Here is a 23,033-nt window from a genome sequence, read left to right as displayed (position 1 = left end):
AGCTGGAGCGATGGCTTGAATATTGGTACACATTTTGCTTGAATTGGTCATGAGACCATGAGGAGCATCATGAGCGCGACAGCGAAATCCAATCCGCGCCGCCTGCCGTTCGACGAGATGTACGATGCCGAGGGCAGGGTGCGATCCCAATACGCAGAGTTCGCCAACTGGCTGCGCGAACAGCCGCCGGAAGACATGGTCACCAAGCGGGCCGAGGCAGATCTCAGCTTTCGACGCGTGGGCATCACCTTCGCCGTCTACGGCGACCAGGCGGGCACCGAGCGGTTGATTCCCTTCGACATGGTGCCGCGCGTGCTGCCGGCGGCCGAGTGGCGCACCCTGGAGGCGGGGCTGCGCCAGCGGGTCAAGGCCCTCAACATGTTCGTGCACGACGTCTATCACGGGCACGAGATCGTCCGCGCCGGGGTGATTCCCGCCGACCACGTGTTCATGAACCCGCAGTACCGGCCGGAGATGCAGGACATCCAGGTCGAGGGCGACGTGTACTGTCACGTGGCCGGCATCGACGTGGTGCGCGCGGGCGAGGGCGAGTTCTACGTGCTGGAGGACAACCTGCGCGTGCCCTCGGGCGTGTCCTACATGCTCGAGAACCGCAAGATGATGATGCGTCTTTTCCCCGACCTCTTCGGGCGCATCAAGGTCGCGCCGGTCGAGCACTATCCGGACCTGCTGCTCGAGAGCCTGCGCGCCGTGGCGCCGGCCTACGTCGACAAGCCGGTGGTGGCGGTGCTTACGCCCGGCATGTACAACTCGGCGTATTTCGAGCACGCCTTTCTTGCGCAGCAGATGGGGGTGGAACTGGTCGAGGGCCAGGATCTCTTCGTCGACGGCAACGCGCTCTATATGCATACCACGCGCGGGCCGCGCCGGGTCGACGTGCTCTATCGGCGCATCGACGACGACTTCCTCGATCCGCTCGCCTTTCGCGCCGATTCGGCGCTGGGCGTGCCCGGGCTGCTGTCGGTGTATCGCGCCGGCCGGGTCGTGATCGCCAACGCGATCGGCACCGGCATCGCCGACGACAAGTCGACCTACATCTACGTGCCGGACATGATCCGGTTCTACCTGGGCGAGGAACCCCTGCTGTCGAACGTGCCGTCGTGGCGCTGTTCGCAGCCCGACGAACTCTCGTACGTGCTCGCCAACATGCACGAGCTGGTCATCAAGGAGGTCCACGGCGCCGGCGGCTACGGCATGCTGGTCGGCCCGGCGTCCACGCGCGCGCAGATCGAGGCGTTCCGCCAGCGCGTGCTCGCCAATCCCGGCAACTACATCGCCCAGCCCACGCTCGCCCTGTCCACCGTGCCGACCTACGTCGAATCGGGCATCGCGCCGCGGCACGTGGATCTGCGCCCCTACGTGCTGTGCGGCAAGGAGATCAAGCTGGTGCCGGGCGGCCTGTGCCGGGTTGCGTTGAACGAGGGCTCGCTGGTGGTCAACAGCAGCCAGGGCGGGGGCACCAAGGACACCTGGGTGCTCGAGGACTGATCGTCCGTAGCGGGAACGCCCGCCTTCCCGCCGCATGTTGGCGAACCCGCCGTAGGCGCGGGGCTCGCCGAGGAGACTGTTTTGCTCAGCCGTACTGCCGATTCCCTCTTCTGGATGGCGCGCTACATGGAGCGCGCCGAGAACACCGCACGCATGCTGGACGTCAACGTGCAGTTGTCGCTGTTGCCGCAAAGCCCGCTGCAGCGCCGCCAACCCTGGCGTTCGGTCCTGGGCATCTCCGAGTTGCGCCAGTCGTTCGACGAGCGCTACGACGAGCCGTCCGCGCGCAACGTGATCGAGTTCATGGTGCGCGACGAAAGCAACCCTTCGTCCATTTATTCCTGCCTGCGCGCGGCCCGCGAGTGCGCGCGCGCCGTGCGCGGCAGCCTCACCACCGAGCTCTGGCAGACCTACAACGTCACCTGGCTCGAACTGCAGCGCCGCGTGACGGGGCCGGCCCTGCAGGCCGATCCGCGGGCGTTCTTCGAATGGGTGAAGTTCCGCTCGCACCTGTCGCGCGGGGTGATGATAGGCACGATGCTGCGCGACGAGGCGCTCGCCTTCCAGGGGCTGGGGGCGCACCTGGAGCAGGCCGACTGCACGGCCCGCCTGCTTGACGTGGCCTGCTACGAGCAGCCGGCCGCCGAGACGCAGGCGCCGGACGAGGACGCCGCGAGCATCGATCCGCGCATCGCCTTCTATCACTGGTCCGCGCTGCTGCACGCGGTGTCGGGCTTCGAGATCTATCGCAAGGTCTACCGCGACGTACTCACTCCCAACAACGTCATCGAACTGCTGGTGTTCAACAGCGCCATGCCGCGCTCGCTGCTCTGTGGCATCAACGATGTCATCCGCTATCTGGTCGAGGTGGGCACCACCCGATCGCGCGAAACCGAGAGACAGGCATCGATCCTGCGAGCCCAGTTGGAGCGCGGCCGGGTCGAGGACATCCTGGACACCGGCGTGCACGCGTTCCTGACCGACTTCCTGGACCGCGTCAACGACCTGGGCAACCGGATCAGCCAGGACTTTCTCGTACCCATCGCCGATTAGAGCGCAGGAGCCTCCATGCAATACCACATCCGGCACGTCACGACGTATCACTATACGGCGCCGGTCAACCATTCCACCCAGGTGCTGCGCCTGACCCCGCGTGAAGAACCGCACCAGCACGTGCTGCGCTGGCACATCGCGGCGCCAGGGCCCCTGCACGCCAGCATCGATGCCTACGGCAACGTCACGCACATCCTGTCGGTGCATCGTCGCCTGGATGCGATCGAGCTGGTGGCGAGCGGGTTCGTCGACGTGCAGCCGCTGCAGGATGGCCGGCTGCAAGCGCAGGGCAGCCTGCCGGTGCAGGTGTACTGCGTGCAGACGCCGCTCACGCGCGCCACCCCGGCCGTCCTGGCGTTCTGCCAGGACGTGCTGTCACAGGGCATGAACGATCCCGACGATGCGATGCGGCTCACCACGGCGATCCACGGCGCCGTTGCCTACGAGCCTGGCGTCACCGATGTCACCACCGACGCCGAGCGCGTGCTGGAACTGGGCCACGGCGTGTGCCAGGACCACGCGCATCTCTTTCTTGCCTGCGCCCGCGGCCTGGGCCGCCCGGCGCGCTATGTCAGCGGCTACCTGCACACCACGGCCGAGCACATGGCGAGCCACGCCTGGGTCGACGTCTGGTTCGACGCGGTGGGCTGGGTCAGCATCGACGTGACGCACAACCAGTTCACCAACGAGAACCACTGTCGCCTGGCGGTCGCCCGCGACTACGATTCGGCCGCACCGGTGCGCGGCGTGCGGCGCGGCGGCGGCGATGAATCCATGTCGGTGAGCGTCGAGGTGCTGCCGCACGAGGCGGCCCAGCAGCAATGAACGGCCGGCGCCGCGGGGCACGGCAGTTGCGCTTGCTCTAAAATTCCCGGGTCTTCGATTGCTGGCCTGCCGAGGTTGCACCCATCATGACGTACTGTGTCGCTGTCCGCCCGGACGCCGGGCTGGTCTTCCTGTCCGACTCGCGTACCAACGCGGGCGTGGACCAGATCAGCACGTTCCGCAAGATGACCGTGTTCGAGCATCCCGGCGAGCGTGTCATGGTGCTGATGACGGCGGGCAACCTGGCGATCAGCCAGGCGGTGCGCAGCCTGCTCACCGAGGGTGTGGACGACGCGCGCAACCTCTGGACGGTGTCCTCGATGTTCGAGGCCGCCCAGGTGGTGGGCGAAGCGGTGCGCGCGGTCTACCAGCGCGAAGCCGACACCCTGCGCGAGCACGACGTCCATTTCAACATCAGCCTGATCCTCGGCGGGCAGATCGGCACCGAGCGCTGCCGGCTGTTCCAGATCTACTCGGCCGGCAACTTCATCGAGGCCACCGACGAGAACGTGTACTTCCAGATCGGCGAATCCAAGTACGGCAAGCCCATCCTCGATCGGGTGCTCGATCGCCACATCTCGCTCGATGCCGCAGCCAAGTGCGCGCTGGTGTCCATGGATTCGACCCTGCGCTCGAACATTTCGGTCGGCCTGCCGCTGGACCTGCTCGTCTATGAGGCCAATTCGCTGCACGTGACGCGCTTTGCCTCGCTCGACGAGCACAACCAGTATTTCCGCATGCTCAGCCGTTCCTGGAGCGAGCGCCTGCGCGATGCCTTCGAGCACATGCCGGACCCGACCTGGGTCCCGGTCGAGGGCGAAGAGGCGCCGATCACCCGGGTCACGGCCAACCACGAGGCCGAACTGGCCGTGCGCGCCACCTCGAGCGCGCGCCAGGACAGCGGCCGCATCCAGACGCTGGCCGAGGGCCTGCCGCAGAAGACGCCTAGCTGACGCAGACGTACCACCGACCCGCCCGACGGATGTCGTCGACGCCCGCCCCTCCCGCCGAAGCCCGTTCCGACGAGCGCGCGCGTGCGCTGCGGCGCATGCAGGCGTATGCCGTCGCGCTGCTGCTGCTGATGGTCGCCGGGTTGGTGACGAGCCATCTGCAGGGCTACGCGGGCGCCTGGGCATGGATCGCGGCCTTCTGCGAGGCGGCCGCCATCGGCGCGCTGGCCGACTGGTTTGCCGTGGTGGCGCTGTTCCGGCATCCGCTCGGCCTGCCCATTCCGCATACCGCCATCATCCCGCGCAGCAAGGCGCGCATCGCGGACAACCTTGCGGTCTTCGTGCGCGATCATTTCCTCAGCCGCGATGCGTTGCTGGCGCGCCTGCAGGTGTTCGACCCCGCAGCCAGGCTGGCGCAATGGCTGGGCGACGCCCGGCGCATGCGGGCGTGGGCCGTGCTCGGCCGTGGCTGGGCCCTGCAGATGCTCGAGCTTTTCGACGACGAGCGCCTGCAGTCCGCCTTGCGGCGCACGCTCATCGAGGCGCTGACGCGCTGGGATGCTGCGCGCTCCGCGGGCGACGTGCTCACTTTTCTCACCCGCGGCGGGCGGCACCAGGCGCTGCTCGACATCGCGCTCGAACGCCTGGGCGGCTACCTGGGCCAGGAATCGGTGCGCGCCCGCGTGGCCGCCGTGATGCTGCGCATCGCGCGCGAGGAGCATCCGCGGGTGGTCAAGGCCGTGGACCTGGTCACCTCGGTGGAGGACATCGCCGACGCCCTGGCCCGGCGCGTCGCGCGTGCGCTGGTCGATGAGCTCAAGGCCGTCCTGGAGAATCCCGAGCACCCCGCGCGCATCGAGTACGAGGCGCAGGTACTGCGCTTCATCGACCGGCTGCGCGAAGATCCGGAACTCGTGGCTCACGTCGGCCAGCTCAAGCAGCGGCTCATCGACAGCCCCGCGGTGCAGGACTACGCGCGCCAGCTCGCCGGCGACGTGCGCGACTGGCTGCACCGCGATCTGGCGCGGCGCGATTCGCGCCTGGCCCGCTACTGGCAGGATGGCGCGGTGGCCTTCGGCCGGCGGCTGGGCCAGGACGCCCGGCTGCGCGCGGCCATCAACGAGCACGTGCTGGCCGCGGCCGCGCGCATGGCGGAAGACCTGCGCGCCGGCGTCACCGAGCACATCGCCAACACCGTCAAGGGCTGGGACGACCGGCAGCTCGTGCGCGAGCTCGAACTGAGCATCGGCAAGGACCTGCAGTACATCCGCTTCAACGGCACGCTGGTGGGCGGGCTGGTCGGGCTGGCCCTGCATGCGCTGCTGAGCGCGCTGCCGGCGTAAGCCGGGCGCACGCTCCAGAGCTGGCAGGCTTGGCTGCTCGGAGCCCGGCGCGTGCGACTCAGGGGAAAACCCTGATAGCCCGCCTGTGGCCTGGTGCTTCAAAATAGCACGATCGTTCGTTTTATTTCTCGAGTCCCGTGTCCCCGCCGTCCCGCCACGCCTCCCGCAAGGGAGAACACACCCGCGTCATCATCCTCGACCACGCTCTGCGCCTGGCCGGCGCCGGCGGTATCGACGCGCTCACCATCGGCACCCTGGCCGAGAGCGCCAGCATGAGCAAGAGCGGCGTGTTCGCGCACTTCGGTTCGCGCGAGGACCTGCAGATCGCCGTGGTGCAGGAATACCACCAGCGCTTTCAGCAGCGCGTATTCGAGGCCGCCATGCGCGAGCCGCGCGGCCTGCCACGGGTGCAGGCGCTGTTCGACGGCTGGATTGCCCAGGCGACGGACGAGATCGAGCAGGGCTGCATCTATCTCGGCGGCGCCTTCGAGTACGACGACCGTCCGGGCCCCGTTCGCGATGCGCTGGCCGCTTCGATCACCGTCTGGCGTGGTGCCCTGGTGCGCGCCTGTGCCCAGGCCGTTGCCTGTGGACACATGCGCACCGATACTGATACCGAGCAGCTCGTGTTCGAACTCATGGGGCTGATCCTGGCGCTACACATGCATGCCCGCTTTCTGAAACACGCCGACGCGCTTGCCCGCACACGCCAGGGCGTGGCGCACCGCCTGGCCCAGACCCTCGCCACGCCGGCCTGACGGCACGGCGCAATCCATTCATCCCAGGAGACATTCATGCCGGTTTACCAAGCCCCCCTGCGCGATCAGCAGTTCGTGATCCATGAGCTGCTCGACGCTTGCGCCCAACTGGCCGCGCTGCCGCCCTATGCCGAGGTGGATGCCGGCACGATCGACCAGGTGCTTGAGGAAAGCGGTAAGTTCTGCGCCGAGGTGCTGTTTCCGTTGAACGCCAGCGGCGACGTCGAGGGCTGCCGCTATGACGCGCAAGCCCGTAGCGTGACCACGCCTCAGGGTTTCAAGCAGGCCTGGCAGCAGTTCCGCGATGCGGGCTGGGGTGGGGTGGCCGGCGATCCCGAGTTCGGCGGCCAGGGGCTGCCGGCGCTGATCCACACCGCGATCGGCGAAATGCAGTGCAGCGCCAACCAGGCCTGGGCCATGTATCCCGGCCTGACGCTGGGCGCCTACGAATGCCTGCACGCGCACGGCACGCCCGAGCAGAAGGCGCTCTACCTGCCCAAGCTGCTGTCGGGCGAGTGGGCCGGCACCATGTGCCTGACCGAGCCGCAGTGCGGCACGGACCTCGGCCTCATCAAGACGCGCGCCGTGCCCACCGGCGACGGCGCCTACAAGATCACCGGCAGCAAGATCTTCATCTCCGCCGGCGAGCACGACCTCACCGAGAACATCGTGCACCTGGTGCTGGCCAAGCTGCCCGACGCGCCCGAAGGCTCGCGCGGCATTTCGCTCTTCATCGTGCCCAAGTTCCTGCCCACGGCCGAGGGCGGCGTGGGCGAGCGCAACGGCATCTTCTGCGCCGGTATCGAACACAAGATGGGCATCCACGGCAACAGCACCTGCCAGATGGTGATGGAGAACGCCACCGGCTGGCTGGTGAGCGAGCCGCACCAAGGTCTGGCCGCCATGTTCGTGATGATGAACGGCGCGCGCCTGGGCGTGGGCATGCAGGGCCTGGGCCTGAACGAAGTGGCCTACCAGAACGCCGTGGCCTATGCCCGCGAGCGCCTGCAGAGCCGTGCGCTCAAGGGCGCGGCGGCGCCCGACAAGCCAGCGGACCCGATCATCGTGCACCCGGACGTACGGCGCATGCTGCTCACTGCCCGCGCCTATGCCGAAGGCGGGCGCGCGCTGGGCTACTGGGCCGGGCTGCAGATCGACATCGCCCACGCGCATCCCGACGCCGCGGTGCGCGAGGAGGCCGGGCAGATGCTTGCGCTCATCACGCCCATCGTGAAGGCCTTTCTCACCGACAACGGGCTCAGCTCGGCCATCGAGGCGCAGCAGGTGTTCGGCGGACACGGCTACATCCGCGACAACGGCGCTGAGCAGTACGTGCGCGATGCGCGCATCACCACCATCTACGAGGGTACCAACACGATCCAGGCGCTGGACTTGCTGGGACGCAAGGTGCTGCGCGACAACGGCGCGGCGCTGCGCAGGTTCGGCGCCAAGGTGCAGGCCTTCGTGCAGGAGCACGGCACGCGCGAGGACATGAACGAGTTCATCACGCCGCTGGCGGACCTGGGCGACAAGTTCACCAAGCTCACCATGGAGGTCGGCATGAAAGCCATGGCCGATCCGACCGAGGTGGGAGCGGCGGCGACGGACTATCTGCGCGTGGCCGGGCACCTGGTGTTCGCCTACTTCTGGGCGCAGATGGCGCGCGTCGCGCTGGACAGGCAGGGCAGTGGCGATCCGTTCTACGCCGCCAAGCTCGCCACCGCACGCTTCTATTTCGCGCGCCTGCTGCCCGAGGCGGGTGCGCGCATGCGCGCCCTGCGTGCCGGCAAGCAGTCGCTGATGGCAATGGACGCCGACTGGTTCTAATTCCCGCATTCAAGGAGACGACATGTCCCGATTCGTCATACGCAAGGTCGCGGTGCTGGGCGCTGGCGTGATGGGTGCGCAGATCGCCGCGCACTGCGCCAATGCCGGCGTGCCGGTGGTGCTGTTCGATCTGCCGGCCAAGGAAGGCCCGCGCAACGGCATCGTCGACAAGGCGATCGCAAGCCTGAAGAAGCTCAACCCGGCGCCGCTGGGCGCTGCCGATCTGGCCGATCGCATCGAACCGGCCAACTACGAAGACCACCTGGACCGGCTCGCCGGCTGCGACCTGGTGATCGAGGCGGTGGCCGAGCGCATGGACATCAAGCACGGCCTGTACAAGCAGGTCGCGCCGGTGCTGCCCGCGCACGCCATCTTCGCCACCAACACCTCCGGCCTGTCGATCACGGCTTTGTCCGAGGGCTTCGACGCGGATCTGCGCGCGCGCTTTTGCGGTGTGCACTTCTTCAACCCGCCGCGCTACATGCCGCTGGTCGAGCTGATCCCCACCGCCGATACCCGCCCGGACATCCTCGACGAGCTAGAGACCTTTCTCACCACCACGCTGGGCAAGAGCGTGGTGCGCGCCAAGGACACGCCGAACTTCATCGGCAACCGGGTCGGCATCTTCGGCATGCTCGCCACCATGGTCGAGGCCGAAAAGTTCGGCCTGAGCTACGACGTGGTGGACGATCTCACCGGCGCGCGCATGGGTCGCGCCAAGTCGGGCACCTTCCGCACGGCCGACGTGGTCGGGCTGGACACCATGGCGCACGTCATCCGCACCATGCAGGACAAGCTGCCGGACGACCCCTTCGCCGCGCATTTCGCCACGCCGCCGGTGCTGGCGGGCCTGCTCGACAAGAAGGCGCTGGGTCAGAAGACCGGCGCGGGCTTCTATCGCAAGCAAGGCAAGGACATCCTGCGGCTGGACCCGGCCAAGGGCGAGTACGTACCTGCCGGTGGCAAGGCAGACGAACTGGTCGGCCGCATCCTCAAGGTGAAGGATGCCGGCGAGCGCCTGCAGAAGCTGCGCGAATCGGGCAACCCGCAGGCGCAGTTCGTCTGGGCCATCCTGCGCGATACCTTCCATTACATCGCCGTGCACCTGGCGGACATCGCGCCCACGGCGCGCGACGTGGATCAGGCGCTGCGCTGGGGCTTCGGCCAGCAGCAGGGGCCGTTCGAGCTGTGGCAGCAGGCCGGCTGGGCGCGGGTGGCCGGCTGGATCGCCGAGGACATCGCGGCCGGCAAGACGCTGGCCGACACGCCGCTGCCCGACTGGGTCGCCTCAGGCCCGGTGGCCGAGCGCGGCGGCGTGCACACGCCCGAGGGGTCGTGGAACCCGCGCGAGGGCCGCTTCGAGCCGGTGCGCGAGCTGCCGGTCTACGCCCGCCAGGTCTTTCGCGAACGCCTGGCCGGCGAAGGCGGCGAGAACCCCGCCACGGCGGGCGCCACGGTCCACGAGGACGACGCCATCCGCCTGTGGACGGCGCCGGGTGAGGAACGCGTACTGATCGCCTCGTTCAAGACCAAGATGCACACCATCGGCCAGGCCATCGTGGCCGGGCTGCACAAGGCGGTCGGCCTGGCCGAGTCGGACTACGACGGCCTGGTCATCTGGCAGACCGAGGGCGCGTTCTCGGCGGGCGCTGACCTGGAGTCCATGCTGCCGGTCTTCATGAGCGGCGGCGCCAAGGCCATCGAGCCCGAGGAGCGCAAGCTGCAGCAAGCCATGCTGCGCCTGCGCTACGCCAACGTGCCGGTGGTCGCGGCGGTGGCCGGGCTGGCGCTGGGCGGCGGCTGCGAGTTGGCCATGTACAGCGCGCGCCGCGTCGCCTCGCTCGAGAGCTACATCGGCCTGGTCGAGGTCGGCGTGGGCCTGGTGCCGGGGGCGGGCGGCCTCACCTACGGCGCGCGGCGCGCGGCCGAGCTGCACCAGGCGGCACCCGACTCCGACCTGCTGCAGTTCCTCAAGCGCTTCGTGCTGCAGGCGGCCACTGCCGAGGTGTCGAAGTCGGCGATCCAGGCCGAACGCATGGGCTATCTGCAGCAGGGCGACGTGATCGTCATGCATCCGCGCGAGCTGCTGCATGTCGCGCTCGGCCAGGCCCGCGCCATGGCCGACGCCGGCTATCGGCCGCCTGCCCGGGAACGGTTCCCGGTCGCCGGGCGCGACGGGCTGGCCACGATCACCGCGCAGCTCGTCAACATGCGCGACGGCGGTTTCATCTCGGCCCACGATTTTCACCTCGGCCGCTCGATCGCCGAGGTCATGTGCGGCGGCGACGTCGATCCGGGTTCCGTAGTCGACGAGGCCTGGGTGATGGGGCTGGAGCGCCGCGTGTTCGTGAGCCTGCTCGATCACCCCAAGACGCAGGAGCGCGTCATGGGCATGCTGCAGACCGGCAAGCCGGTGCGCAACTGAAGGAGAACACGATGTCCCGACAAATTCAGGAAGCCTACATCGTCGCGGCCACGCGCACGCCCATCGGCCGCGCGCCGCGCGGCGTGCTGCGCCACACCCGGCCCGACACGCTGCTGGTGCATGCGATCCAGTCCGCGCTGGCCCAGGTGCCGGGCCTCGACCCGGCCCGCATCGAGGACGTGGTCGCCGGCTGCGCCATCCCGGAGGGCCCGCAAGGCATGAACGTGGCGCGCATCGGCGCACTGCTCGCCGGCCTGCCGCAGAGCGTGGGCGGCGTTACCGTCAACCGCTTCTGCGCTTCGGGCCTGACGGCGCTCGCCATGGCGGCCGACCGCATCCGCGTGGGCGAGGCCGACGCCATCATCGCCGCCGGCACTGAATCCATGAGCCAGGTGCGCATGGACAAGCTGCTGCCCTCGTTCAACCCGGCCGTCTTCGAGGGCGACGAGAACATCGGTATCGCCTACGGCATGGGCCTCACGGCCGAGAAGGTGGCCGAGCGCTGGAAGGTCTCGCGCGAGGATCAGGACGCCTTCGCCCTGCAGTCGCACCAGCGCGCGCTGGCGGCCCAGCAGGCGGGCGAGTTCGCGGACGAGATCACGCCCATCGAGGTCGTGCGCCGCACGCCCGGCCTGGACAGCGGCGAGGTGCGCGTCGACCGTATGGAGGTCGCGCTCGACGAGGGCCCGCGCGCCGATACCAGCCTGGAAGCGCTCGCGCGCCTGCGTCCGGTGTTTGCCGCCAGGGGCAGCGTGACGGCGGGCAACAGCTCGCAGACCTCGGACGGCGCGGGGGCGCTGATCGTGGTCTCGGAAAAGGTGCTCAAGGAATTCAACCTGACGCCGCTCGCGCGCTTCGTCTCGTTCGCCGTGCGCGGCGTGCCGCCGGAGATCATGGGCATCGGCCCGAAGGAAGCGGTGCCGGCAGCGCTCGCCAGGGCCGGCATCCGCCAGGAGGACCTGGGCTGGATCGAGCTCAACGAGGCGTTCGCCGCGCAATCGCTGGCGGTGATGCGTGATCTCGGCCTGGACCCCGCCAAGGTCAATCCCCTGGGGGGTGCGATCGCCCTGGGCCACCCGCTGGGCGCGACCGGCGCGATCCGTGCCGCCACGGTCGTGCACGGCCTGCGCCGCCGCCAGCTCGAATACGGTATGGTCACGATGTGCGTGGGCACCGGCATGGGCGCGGCGGGCATTCTGCAGCGCGTCTGAGCGCCCTGCAACGAGCGCGCTTGCATTCAACCAGGAGACTTCGTTCATGAGCATCGCAACCCGTACCGAAAACCGTGTGGCCTACATCGAGATCGCGCGGCCCGAGAAGAAGAATGCCCTGACCGGCGCGATGTACGGCGCGCTGGCCGACGCCATCGAGGCCGCCGAGGCCGACACCGACGTGCGCGCCATGGTGCTGCACGGCAGCCGCGCCATCTTCACGGCCGGCAACGACATCCAGGATTTCCAGGCCGCCGGGGGCGAGCGCACCGGCGAGCCGCCGTCGCGCCGCTTCATGCGCGCGTTGACGGGCGCGACCAAGCCGGTGATCGCCGCGGTCAACGGCCCGGCCATCGGCATCGGCACCACACTGCTGCTGCACTGCGACCTGGTCTACCTGGGCGAGGACGCCCAATTGAAGATGCCTTTCGTGTCGCTGGGGCTGTGCCCCGAGTTCGGCTCCAGCCTGGTGCTGCCGGCGCTGGCCGGCCACGCCCGCGCCGCGGAGAAGCTCATGCTGGGCGATGCCATCGCGCCGCAGGAAGCGGTCGATATGGGCATCGCCACGCGGGTGCTGCCGGCCGACGAGGTGCTGGATTTCGCCCGCCAGCAGGGCGAGCGCTTCGCCGCGCTGCCGCCCGAGGCCGTGCGCACCACCAAGCGCCTCATGCGCGGGCCGCGTCATGAGGCGATCTGGGCGCAGATCCTGGTCGAGTTCAACGATTTCGGCGAGCGCCTGAAGAGCGGCGAGGCGCAGGAGGCCTTCGCGGCCTTCATGGAGCGCCGTAAGCCCGACTTCAGCCGCTTCTGAGAGAGGTGGGACGGTTGCGCCGGGCGGCCGCGCCGGACTGCGTTGCGCGTCCGGCGCTGTCGCCTGCCGCGTTGTAAGGTATCCTCACGGGATGAATCCCGCGTCGTCATCCTCCAACGCTCACCCCGCCTCACCCCCTCCTCACAGCGGTTCGCCGCACACGCCGCGCGACACCGACACACCGGCAGCCGCGCCCGGCGACGATCCGATCTACGCCGACGAGGCGGGCCTGCAGCCGCCGAAAGAACTGCCCCCGACGGACATGCCGCCGCCCGAGCCGGTTGGCGCTGAGCGTTCCTCGCGCGACATCCTGTTCGCCATGCTGGGGGTGGCCGCGGTGTGTGTGCTGGTGGCCTTTGACGCAACCATCGTCAGCACCACCTTGCCGCGCGTGGCCGAGGCCCTGGGCGGGATGTCGCTCTATGCCTGGGTCGGTTCGGGCTACCTGCTCGCCACCGCCGTCACCATCCCGGTCTTCGGGCGCATCGGCGATCTCTTCGGACGCAAGCGGCTGATGCTGGCGTCGGTGATCGTGGTCGCGGCGTGTTCGATCGCCTGTGGTCTGGCGCAGAGCATGGCGCAGCTCGTCATCGCGCGCACGCTGCAGGGCGTCGGCGGCGGCATGATGATCGCGACCGCCTTCGCCGCGCCCGCCGACCTGCTGCCCGATCCCAGGCGCCGGGTGCGCTGGCTGGCCCTGCTGTCGGGCTCGTTCGCCCTGGCAAGCGGCGTCGGCCCGGTGCTGGGCGGCACCATCACCGAAGCCTTCGGCTGGCGCATGGCGTTCGCCGTGTTGCCGATCGCGGCGGTGCCGACATTCTTCACCATCCTGCGCTACTTTCCCGACCTGCGACCCGAGAAGCGCGCCTCGCTGCGCCAGCTCGACTGGCTGGGCGGCGTGTTGCTGGTGCTTGCGCTGGGTGCGCCGCTCATGGCCCTGCAGTACGGTTTTTCCAACGAAGGGCATCCGGTCGCCGGGCTGGCGCTGCTGGCGGTCGGCGTGCTGGCCCTGCTTGCGCTGGTGCCGTACGAAAGGAAGGTCAGTGTGCCGATGCTGCCCATGCGCGTGCTGGCGCAGCGCGACGCGCGGCTGCTCAACGTGGCCGGCCTGCTGGTCGGCGCGGTGATGTTCATCATGATCTATTTCGGGCCGTTGCTGCTGCAGAACGTCCTGCTGGTCACGCCGGCGGCCGCCGGTTTGCTGATGACCCCGCTGGTGCTGTGCATTCCCATTGCCAGCATGCTCAACAGCTACCTGTTCCCGCGCCAGTCGCAGCCGCAGCGCCTGATGGTCGCGGGCGCCGTGCTGCTCGCGCTGGGCTGCGCCGGCGCGATGGCGCTGAACGTGGGTGTCTCGCCCAATTGGGCCATGCTGGCGTTCGCGCTGTCCGGCCTGGGGCTGGGCCTGCTGCTGCCCAATCTCACGCTGTTCATGCAGATGATCGCCGACCGGCGTGACGTGGGCGTGGCCTCGGCGCTGATCCAGACCACGCGCGCGGTGGGCAGCGCGGCGGGCATCGCCGCCGTGGGGGTCATGGTGTCGCGCTGGTCGGTGCTGGGCGGCGTGCGCGCCGGCATGCTGTGCTGCATCGTGGCCTGCCTAGTGGTCGCCTGGCTGACCTACAACGTGCGCATGCGCAACCTGCGCTGACAACACGGGGCCTGCGCGCCCGTGGCCGGGCGCGCGCGCCTCGCGTCGCCGGCCCGTGGTCAGCGCAGAAAGGCGTAGTACAGCACCACCACCGTGACCACCGCGAGCAGGCCGATCCAGGACAGTGCGGTGCTGCCTTGCAGGGAATGGCCTTCCGCCTGGCCGCCGGCCAGCGCCGGCTGCAGCGACGGCGCGCGGGTCATGTCGTCCACGAAGCGGGTGAAGAAGTCGTCGATCATCCGCTGCACCGCCTGCTGCGCCGCGCGGGCACCGATCTCGCACAACTCGCCCGAGGCCGCGCCGTGCACCGTGTAGCGGATGCGAGTGCCGCCTTGCTGCGCCGGCTCGAGCTGGATCTGCACGTGGCCCAGCGCCATGCCGGCGTGTTCCTCCAGGCCTTCGAAGGCGAGATCGGCGCGGTTCGGCGCCTCCTCCTCGGTCACCAGAAGCCGGCCCTTGAAATGGTGGGTCGCGCCGGCCAGGCGGGCGTCCAGCTCCACCGCGTATTCCTGCGGCCGGACGCGGGTGACCTGGCGGCTGCCGAGGCAGCGGCGCAGGGTATCGGGGTCATGCAGGGCTTCCCAGGTCTGGGCAGGGGAAGTGGGCACCCAATGGCTGTCGGACAATTGCATGATGCGCTCCTCTCGTCGTTATTGTCATCGTCTGCACTCGTCGGGCGACGGCTCGCGCCGGCGTTGCTTTCGCAGGGCGCTCTTGGGCGCCTCAGGGCCTGTCAATGCACTAGTTCGGCTCCACGCGCAGCAACCGGCCGTCATCGGCGTCCGTCAGCAGGTACAGGTTGCCGTCGGGGCCGAAGCGCACGTCGCGGATACGTTCGCCGAGGCTCTGCAAGAGACGTTCCTCATGCACGATCTTATCGCCGTCCAGCTCCAAGCGGATCAATTCCTTGGTGGCCAGCGCGCCGACGAAGAGATTGCCGTTCCAGTCGGCGAGCTTGCCGTCCTGGTAGAACGCCATGCCGCTGATGGCCGGCGACTTTTTCCACACGTAGTGCGGCGGTTCCGTACCGGGCGCCTCCTCTCCCTTGGCCTCCGGAATAGGCAGGCCGGAATAGTTGATGCCGTGGGTGGCGAGGGGCCAGCCGTAGTTCTTGCCGGCCTCGGGCAGGTTGATCTCGTCGCCGCCGCGCGGGCCGTGCTCATGGGTCCAGATCACCCCGGTGGCGGGATGCAGGGCCATGCCCTGCTGGTTGCGGTGGCCGTACGACCAGATCTCCGCGCGCGCACCCTCCTTGCCCGTGAACGGGTTGTCGTCAGGAATGCTGCCGTCGGCGTTGATGCGCACGAGCTTGCCCGACAGCTTGTCCAGCTCCTGCGCGGTGGGGCGCTGGTTGTTGTCGCCCAGCGCGACGAACAGATGGCCGTCGCGGTCGAACGCCAGGCGCACGCCGTAGTGCTGGCCGGACGAGAGCTTGGGCTCCTGGCGAAAGATGACTTCGAAGTCCTCGATCGCGGTGCCAGCCTCGTTCAGGCGCCCGCGGCCCACGGCGGTGCCCGAGCGGCCGTCGCCGGCCTCGGCGTAGCCCAGGTAGACGAGCCTGTCCTGCGCGAAGCCGGGCGAGAGCGCAACCTCGAGCAGGCCGCCTTGCCCCTGGGCGTGCACGGCGGGCAGGCCCTGCAGGGGAGCGCCGACCTCGCCCGTGGCCGACACCTGGCGCAAGGCGCCCGGGCGCTCGGTGATCAGCATGTCGCCGTCCGGCAGGAAGGTCAGGCTCCAGGGGTGCGCCAGGCCGCTGGCGAGTTCTGTGACGCGGACCTCGCCGCGTTCGGTGGAGACGGTCTGGGCTTCGGCGGCGTAGGCCGGAGCGGCGAATACGGCGCCAGCCGCGAGGGCCAGGGTGGCGGCATACGGAGTCATAGATGCTTCCTATGGACAGAATTGGAAAGTGTTTCCCTGTCGACCATGAGTCCGGGCTAAAATTCCCGCCGCAGAGCGGGCCAGGCAATCGCGGAGCGCAAGCTTCGAGGAAGGTCCGGACTCCACAGGGCAGGGTGACGGCTAACGGCCGTCCGGATATAAACGCCGGTTCGCCGGCGGGAAACCGAGGAACAGGGCCACAGAGACGAGTCTGCCAGGCGGGCGGCACGCAAGTGCCGCACCCGTACGGCCATCTCCGTACGGCGCCGCGCGAAGCGCGGCGGCATGGCAGGGTGAAACGCGGTAACCTCCACCCGGAGCAACATCAAATAGGCATGCGCACGGCTTCGTGCCGGAAAGGGCGGCCCGCCCGAGCATGCGGGTAGATGGCCAGAGCCCGTCAGCAATGGCGGGCCCAGATGAATGATTGCCGGTGCGCGCTTCGGCGCGCATCTACAGAATCCGGCCTATCGGCGCGCTCTGCACGAATTCGCCTTCGACGCTCACGGAAACGCCACATGAACCTGCCCGACGATCTTCAATATGCCCCGACGCACGAATGGGTGCGCCCGCAGGGGGACGTGCTGCTGGTGGGCATCAGCGATCCCGCGCAGGACATGCTGGGCGACGTGGTGTTCGTCGAGGCCAGGGTAGGCGCCCGGCTGGGCGCCGGCGAGGTGGCCGGCACGGTCGAGTCGGTGAAGGCCGCCTCCGACATTCATGCGCCGGTGGCGGGCGAGATCGTCGCATTCAACGATGCGCTGGCCGCCGAGCCCGGTCTGCTGAACGGCGATCCCTACGGCACCTGGATCTTCCAACTGCGTCCGGACGACGCCGCTGCGCGCGCCGGGCTGCTCGACGCCGCGGGCTATCGCGCGGTCGTCGAGGCGGCCTGAGGCCTGTCGCTCGGCGTCCCGAGGCGCCCGAGCCGGCATTCCGGGGCGGGCCATTGATGCACAGCAGCAACGGTCTGTTTCCGCGCTGGTCGTTCCCCCCGGGGAACCACCGTACCCTGGCCGGGTCCGTTACGACATTTACGTTTCGTCAGTTGGCAGTCAGTTACACTACCGGCTGAGAGTGACCGCGAAACACCCGGGCAAAAGCTGGGTGCCAGCGGAGCCGGCGTACGTGTTGCGCCGCGGGGCCCGGGCAACGTCCGCGCTTCCATTGCAATCGATTCTCATTGACATATCCATCTGCCATGTTCCGTCAGCGCACCATCAAGAGCGTCATCCGCACGACAGGCGTCGGAGTCCACTCCGGCCGCCGTGTCGAGATCACGCTGCGCCCGGCCGCCGCAGACACCGGTATCGTGTTTCATCGCATCGACCTGCCGCAGGTCGTCGACCTGCCCGCCTCCGCGACGCAGGTCGGCGACACCCGCATGGCCTCGGTGCTGCAGCAGGGCGACGTGCGCGTCTCCACCGTGGAACATCTGATGTCGGCCTGCGCCGGCCTTGGCATCGACAATCTGCACGTCGACCTCAACGCCGAGGAAGTGCCGATCATGGATGGCAGCGCGAACACCTTCGTGTATCTGCTGCGCTCGGCCGGCCTGCAGGAAGTACCCGCGCCCAAGCGGTTCATCCGCGTCAAGCGTGCCGTCGAAGTGCGCGAAGGCGAGGGCAGCGCCGCCAAGTGGGCGCGCCTGGAGCCGCACGACGGCTTCGCCCTGGCCTTCTCGATCGACTTCCATCATCCGGCCATCGACGCGACGGCGGGCTACGCGGAAGTCGATTTCGCGCGGGATTCCTACACCCGCGAGATCGCGCGCGCGCGCACCTTCGGTTTCGTCAACGACGTGGAAGCGCTGCGCGCGGTAGGCCTGGCCCGTGGCGGCAGCCTGGACAACGCCATCGTCATGGACGAATACCGCGTGCTGAACAGCGACGGCCTTCGCTACGACGACGAGTTCGTCAAGCACAAGATCCTGGACGCCATCGGCGACCTGTATCTGATCGGCCGCCCGCTGATCGCCCGCTACGTCGCCCACAAGTCGGGACACGGCCTGAACAACAAGCTCGTGCGCGCCCTGCTGGCGGCGGAGGATGCCTGGGAAACGGTCACGTTCGATTCGCCGGCGCAGGCGCCGGCGGGCGTGCGCCTGGAGTGGCAGCCGGCCTGAGGCCGGTTTCACCCGGGTCGGGATTGCGCATATTCACCACGCTTTTTTGCGTTGGTGGCCTATTCTTCGGTAGCGCTCAGGCACGGCCCCGGCGTTGAAGCAATTTGTCCAGCGCGCGCGCCAAAGGCCCGTCAGTGCTGAGGTTTTTTCTTAGTGCTACAAAGGATTCCAAGCCGTTCTCATGGATTTCCGGCCGAGGGTCGCGCGGCGGAACGGGCACGTAGGGGCGTCCGCCATCGGCTTGTACGCGTACCCGGATTTCGTTAAGCTGCCAGCCGCTGCTCTGCAAAGACGCCGCCAGCCGGGGCAGTAGCTGCCTCAGCTTGGCGGAATGTGCCGAGGTCGGCACGCCCAGCGTCAATGTATCTTCCTGCCAGCGCAGCACTTGGCAGGACTCATTCAGCGGAGTCGGCAGCACCTTGCGGAGCTGCCCCTGCACTTCGAGCAGGCGCTGTGCCGTCGCCACCACGCTGGCGCCGCGCGTCGTCTGATTCAACCAGGATAGTGCGTCCGGCGATCCCGATCGTCGGCCCGCACGGCGTGTTTTTGCAGTTTTTTCCAAGGCAACCTACCGCGTGCAACTCATCATCAAGCATACACGGCGAGGCGAAGATCGGGAGATCCGGCTTCAGCCGCGCCACGCGATCTTGCTGACCAAGGCTTTGCTCATGACGGGCGGCGTCCTGTGGCTGCTGCAGCAAACGGTGCCCGCCTCGCCCCTGCCTGCCGAACTGCGGGTGGCGAACCCGCCGGCTTCGCTGGTCGCCCAGGCCCCCGCTGCCCAGCCCCAACTCGCAAACCCCGTGCCCGGGGGTACCGTACTCGAGGTTCCGGCCGACGAGCCGGTGGTCCAGGGCGAGACGCAGGACAACTGGCTGGTCGGCGCCACGCAGGCCTGGCTGGAGCGTACCGCACCGCGCCACGAACTGCCGCTCTCGGCGCACGATCCGAGCTTCGACGGCGGCGCAGCCGCTACGGCCGACGGCAAGGAAACCGAAGAGCGCCTGCGTGAGCACATCGACGTGCTCGCCCGCAAAGTGGGCGAAATGGAAGCCCGCCTGACCCAGATCGACGCATTGGGCGAGCGGCTCGCCGACATCGCCGGCGTGGAGCCGGAGGCTTTCGACTTCCGCCACGTGCCGGGGCAGGGCGGCCTGCTGGTCGAACCCTCCTCGCTGTCGGTCGCCGAGCTCGACCGCGAAATCGACACCCTGCGCGACCGGCTCTACGACCGCGGCGATTATCTCGACGTACTGGAGGCGCGATTGCGCTCGGAGATGGCCGAACGGGCGCGGACCCCATCGGCCATGCCGATCCGCGGCTACGCCTACAACAGTTCGTCCTACGGCCCGCGCGTCGACCCGATCACCGGGCGCCGGGCCTTTCACGAGGGTCTGGACTTCGCCGCGCCGCGCGGCACGCCGATCGTCGCCGCCGCGGGCGGCGTGGTCGTCTCCGCGCGTTACCAGACGGGGTATGGCCGCATGGTCGAGATCGATCATGGCAACAAGCTGGTGACGCGCTACGCGCATGCCCAGCAACTGCTGGTCAAGCCGGGCGACCTGGTCTATCGCGGCCAGCGGATCGCCACCGTGGGCTCCACGGGCCGCTCGACCGGGCCGCACCTGCATTTCGAAGTGCGTGTCGCCGGCCAGGCAGCCGATCCGCGGCTCTTCCTGGCCGGCGAGGTCAGCGCCGAGCGGCTGGCCGAACTCTCCACGCGCTGACGCTTTCTTCCCGCCCCCGCGGGCCTGGGACGCCCGGTAGCGCGCGAGCGAATCGTGCGCTACCGGGCGTTGCGTCGGCCCGGGCGCCGTTCGTTCAAGGGCCTGATACGGCCCAGCACGCGGTGCTACACTCGAACACTTGGTCACTGGAGCTTCGGCTGTGCCGGGGCGGTTCATAGATGGCATTCAACCTGCTCAAGAAGATTTTCGGTAGTCGCAACGACCGCCTCGTCAAACAGTTTCGCGGGCAAGTGGCCCGGATCAACGCGCTCGAACCGCAGATCGCTGCCTTGACGGACGTCGAACTCGCGGCCAAGACGGTCGAATTCCGCGACCGCATCGCCAAGGGAGCCACGCTCGATTCCCTGCTGCCGGAAGCCTTCGCCGTCGTGCGCGAGGCGGGCAAGCGGGTGCTGGGCATGCGCCATTTCGATGTCCAGATGATCGGCGGCATGGTGCTGCACAGTGGCCGCATCGCCGAAATGCGCACCGGCGAGGGCAAGACGCTGATGGCCACCCTGCCCGCGTACCTGAACGCGCTGGCCGGCAAGGGCGTGCACATCGTCACGGTCAACGACTACCTCGCCGCGCGCGATGCCGAGTGGATGGGCCGGCTCTACCGCTTCCTCGGCATGGAAGTCGGCGTGGTGGTCTCGCAGCAGCCCAACGACGCCAAGCAGCAGGCCTACGCGGCAGACATCACCTACGGCACGAACAACGAGTTCGGTTTCGACTACCTGCGCGACAACATGGAGTACCGCGTCGAGGATCGGCGCCAGCGCGGCCTGTTCTACGCCATCGTCGACGAAGTCGACTCCATCCTGATCGACGAAGCGCGCACCCCGCTCATCATCTCCGGCCAGGCCGAGGATCACACCGATCTCTATCGCGCCATGAACGCCGTGCCGCCGCTGCTCGCGCGCATGGCGAGCGAGCCCAAGCCGCAGGAGCCCGAACCCGAGGGCGACTACTGGGTCGACGAGAAGAGCCGGCAGGTCTATCTCTCCGAGGCCGGCCACGAGAAGGCCGAGGGCATCCTGGTGCGCATCGGCCTGCTGCCCGAGAACGAATCGCTGTACGAGCCGCGCCACATCTCGCTGGTGCATCACCTGATGGCGGCCCTGCGCGCCCACGCGCTGTACCACCGCGACCAGCACTACGTGGTGCAGAACGGCGAAGTCGTCATCGTCGACGAGTTCACCGGCCGCCTGATGGTCGGCCGCCGCTGGTCCGACGGCCTGCACCAGGCGGTCGAAGCCAAGGAAAACGCGAAGATCCAGAACGAGAACCAGACGCTCGCGTCGATCACGTTCCAGAACTACTTCCGGATGTACGAGAAGCTTGCCGGCATGACCGGCACGGCCGACACCGAAGCCTACGAATTCCAGGAAATCTACGGCCTGGAAACCGTCATCGTGCCGACCAACCGGCCGATGATCCGGATCGACCAGAACGATCAGGTGTTCAAGACCGATCGCGAGAAGTACGACGCGATCATCAACGATATCCGCGACTGCCACGAGCGCGGCCAGCCGGTGCTGGTGGGCACCACCAGCATCGAGAACTCCGAGCTGATCTCCGATCTGCTCACCAAGGCCAAGCTGCCGCACCAGGTGCTCAACGCCAAGCAGCACGCTCGCGAAGCCGAGATCGTCGCCGAGGCGGGCAAGCCCGGGCGCATCACCATCGCCACCAACATGGCCGGCCGCGGCACCGACATCGTGCTGGGCGGCAGTGTGGACAAGCAGATCGACCTGCTGCGCGCCGACGATGCGCTCGCCGCCGAGCAGCGCGAGGCGCGCATCGCCCAGGTGCACGAGGAATGGCGTCCGCTCAACGAGCAGGTCAAGGCCGCCGGCGGCCTGCGCATCATCGGCACCGAGCGCCACGAATCGCGCCGCATCGACAACCAACTGCGCGGCCGGGCGGGCCGCCAGGGCGATCCGGGTTCCTCGCGCTTCTATCTCTCGCTCGAAGATCCGCTGATGCGCATCTTCGCGGGCGATCGCGTGCGCGCCATCATGGAGCGCCTGAAGCTGCCCGAGGGCGAGCCGATCGAAGCCGGCATGGTCACGCGCTCCATCGAAACCGCGCAGCGCAAGGTCGAGGCCCGCAACTTCGACATCCGCAAGCAGTTGCTCGAGTACGACGACGTCGCCAACGATCAGCGCAAGGTGCTCTACGCCCAGCGCAACGAAGTGCTCGAAGCGTCCAACATCGGCGACACCGTGCGCGCGCTGCGCGACGCGACGTTCACGGAGGTCGTGCGCACCTATGTGCCGGCCGAGTCGATGGAAGAGCAGTGGAACCTGCCCGGCCTGGAGGCGACCCTGGCGGCCGACTGGCAGGTCGAGATTCCGCTCGCGCAAATGCTCAAGGACGAGCCCAATCTCACCGACGAGCAGGTGCTCGATCGTGTGCTGGCGGCTGCCGTCGAGCTCTACGATGCCAAGGTCGAGCGTGTGGGGGCCGAGAACTGGGCCAACTTCGAGCGCTCGGTCATGCTGCAGTCGATCGATACACAGTGGCGCGAGCACCTCGCCTCGCTGGATCACCTGCGCCAGGGCATCCACCTGCGCGGCTACGCGCAGAAGAATCCCAAGCAGGAATACAAGCGCGAGGCCTTCGAACTGTTCTCGGACATGCTCGAACGGGTGCGCAACGAGGTGGTGCGGGTGCTGATGACGGTGCGCATCCAGACCGCGGAACAAGCGCAGGAAAGTCAGGCGCCGGCACCGATGCAGAACGTGCAGTACCAGCACACCGACTACGATACGGCGCTGGCCACCAACGCCAGCGAGCAGGGTGCAGCCGAGCCGCAGCGCAACGCGCTGCCCAAGGTCGGCCGCAACGACCCGTGCCCCTGCGGCAGCGGCAAGAAGTACAAGCATTGCCACGGCGCCTTGAGCTGAGCACGCGCGCGGGTGCCACGACGGCGGC

The 23,033-nt window shown here is 68.4% G+C and carries 18 protein-coding genes and 1 other RNA gene; 16 read left to right on the top strand and 3 right to left on the bottom strand.

Going from position 1 to position 23,033, the window contains the following annotated elements:
- Positions 1-69: 69 nt before the first annotated feature.
- From FOZ76_RS25550 to FOZ76_RS25500, 11 genes are all read left to right on the top strand, one after another.
- Entirely contained in the window at positions 70-1,509 is a 1,440-nt protein-coding gene (locus FOZ76_RS25550) for a circularly permuted type 2 ATP-grasp protein (protein ID WP_143951106.1), read from the top strand.
- An 81-nt stretch (positions 1,510-1,590) separates the two neighbouring features.
- On the top strand, positions 1,591-2,562 hold the full coding sequence (locus tag FOZ76_RS25545; RefSeq protein ID WP_143951105.1) for an alpha-E domain-containing protein: 972 nt from the start codon (positions 1,591-1,593) through the stop codon (positions 2,560-2,562).
- 15 nt (positions 2,563-2,577) lie between these two features.
- Positions 2,578-3,387 carry a transglutaminase family protein gene (locus FOZ76_RS25540; protein WP_143951104.1) on the top strand — a complete coding sequence of 270 codons (810 nt, stop codon included), beginning with the start codon at positions 2,578-2,580 and terminating at the stop codon, positions 3,385-3,387.
- A gap of 86 nt (positions 3,388-3,473) precedes the next feature.
- Positions 3,474-4,340, top strand: a complete 867-nt coding sequence (locus tag FOZ76_RS25535) for a proteasome-type protease (protein ID WP_246129765.1) — start codon at positions 3,474-3,476, stop codon at positions 4,338-4,340.
- A 29-nt stretch (positions 4,341-4,369) separates the two neighbouring features.
- Positions 4,370-5,680: a DUF445 domain-containing protein gene (locus FOZ76_RS25530; RefSeq protein ID WP_143951103.1), complete on the top strand. Its 1,311-nt coding sequence runs from the start codon at positions 4,370-4,372 to the stop codon at positions 5,678-5,680.
- Between the two features lie 137 nt (positions 5,681-5,817).
- Positions 5,818-6,438 carry a TetR/AcrR family transcriptional regulator gene (locus FOZ76_RS25525; protein ID WP_143951102.1) on the top strand — a complete coding sequence of 207 codons (621 nt, stop codon included), beginning with the start codon at positions 5,818-5,820 and terminating at the stop codon, positions 6,436-6,438.
- A gap of 36 nt (positions 6,439-6,474) precedes the next feature.
- Positions 6,475-8,265, top strand: coding sequence for an acyl-CoA dehydrogenase C-terminal domain-containing protein (locus FOZ76_RS25520; protein ID WP_143951101.1), 1,791 nt, complete (start codon positions 6,475-6,477; stop codon positions 8,263-8,265).
- Positions 8,266-8,287: 22 nt separating this feature from the next.
- Entirely contained in the window at positions 8,288-10,690 is a 2,403-nt protein-coding gene (locus FOZ76_RS25515) for a 3-hydroxyacyl-CoA dehydrogenase NAD-binding domain-containing protein (protein WP_143951100.1), read from the top strand.
- 11 nt (positions 10,691-10,701) lie between these two features.
- Positions 10,702-11,901 (top strand): acetyl-CoA C-acyltransferase, encoded by a 1,200-nt coding sequence (locus FOZ76_RS25510; RefSeq protein WP_143951099.1) that lies wholly within the window; start codon positions 10,702-10,704, stop codon positions 11,899-11,901.
- Positions 11,902-11,947: 46 nt separating this feature from the next.
- The gene (locus FOZ76_RS25505) at positions 11,948-12,712 is read left to right on the top strand and encodes an enoyl-CoA hydratase (protein ID WP_143951098.1); all 765 of its coding nucleotides are present in this window, start codon (positions 11,948-11,950) and stop codon (positions 12,710-12,712) included.
- Between the two features lie 262 nt (positions 12,713-12,974).
- Positions 12,975-14,363, top strand: a complete 1,389-nt coding sequence (locus FOZ76_RS25500) for an MFS transporter (RefSeq protein ID WP_246129784.1) — start codon at positions 12,975-12,977, stop codon at positions 14,361-14,363.
- A gap of 59 nt (positions 14,364-14,422) precedes the next feature.
- Here FOZ76_RS25500 and FOZ76_RS25495 read toward each other — a convergent pair whose 3' ends face one another.
- Positions 14,423-14,995, bottom strand: a complete 573-nt coding sequence (locus FOZ76_RS25495) for an SRPBCC family protein (protein ID WP_143951097.1) — start codon at positions 14,993-14,995, stop codon at positions 14,423-14,425.
- A gap of 109 nt (positions 14,996-15,104) precedes the next feature.
- Positions 15,105-16,241, bottom strand: coding sequence for a PQQ-dependent sugar dehydrogenase (locus FOZ76_RS25490; RefSeq protein ID WP_143951096.1), 1,137 nt, complete (start codon positions 16,239-16,241; stop codon positions 15,105-15,107).
- A gap of 72 nt (positions 16,242-16,313) precedes the next feature.
- Between FOZ76_RS25490 and rnpB the strand changes: the two genes are divergently transcribed.
- The 3 genes from rnpB to lpxC all read left to right on the top strand — a co-directional run bounded on the left by rnpB (position 16,314) and on the right by lpxC (position 18,366).
- Positions 16,314-16,727: RNase P RNA component class A (gene rnpB / locus FOZ76_RS25485), an RNA gene on the top strand.
- A gap of 32 nt (positions 16,728-16,759) precedes the next feature.
- Positions 16,760-17,137: a glycine cleavage system protein GcvH gene (gene gcvH / locus FOZ76_RS25480; RefSeq protein ID WP_143951095.1), complete on the top strand. Its 378-nt coding sequence runs from the start codon at positions 16,760-16,762 to the stop codon at positions 17,135-17,137.
- Between the two features lie 305 nt (positions 17,138-17,442).
- The gene (gene lpxC, locus FOZ76_RS25475; RefSeq protein ID WP_143951274.1) at positions 17,443-18,366 is read left to right on the top strand and encodes a UDP-3-O-acyl-N-acetylglucosamine deacetylase; all 924 of its coding nucleotides are present in this window, start codon (positions 17,443-17,445) and stop codon (positions 18,364-18,366) included.
- A gap of 76 nt (positions 18,367-18,442) precedes the next feature.
- On the opposite strand, the gene FOZ76_RS25470 is transcribed toward lpxC, so the two are convergent.
- Positions 18,443-18,862 (bottom strand): DciA family protein, encoded by a 420-nt coding sequence (locus FOZ76_RS25470; RefSeq protein ID WP_170235630.1) that lies wholly within the window; start codon positions 18,860-18,862, stop codon positions 18,443-18,445.
- Positions 18,863-18,941: 79 nt separating this feature from the next.
- On the opposite strand from FOZ76_RS25470, the gene FOZ76_RS25465 reads away from it, so the two are divergent.
- On the top strand, positions 18,942-20,093 hold the full coding sequence (locus FOZ76_RS25465) for a M23 family metallopeptidase (protein ID WP_143951093.1): 1,152 nt from the start codon (positions 18,942-18,944) through the stop codon (positions 20,091-20,093).
- A gap of 179 nt (positions 20,094-20,272) precedes the next feature.
- Entirely contained in the window at positions 20,273-23,005 is a 2,733-nt protein-coding gene (gene secA / locus FOZ76_RS25460) for a preprotein translocase subunit SecA (RefSeq protein WP_143951092.1), read from the top strand.
- Positions 23,006-23,033: the final 28 nt, after the last annotated feature.

The sequence above is a fragment of the Verticiella sediminum genome (assembly GCF_007558815.1).
Taxonomy (GTDB): domain Bacteria; phylum Pseudomonadota; class Gammaproteobacteria; order Burkholderiales; family Burkholderiaceae_B; genus Verticiella; species Verticiella sediminum.
The sequence above is the reverse complement of the archived record's forward strand: the minus strand, read 5'-3'. Positions and strand labels throughout refer to the sequence as shown.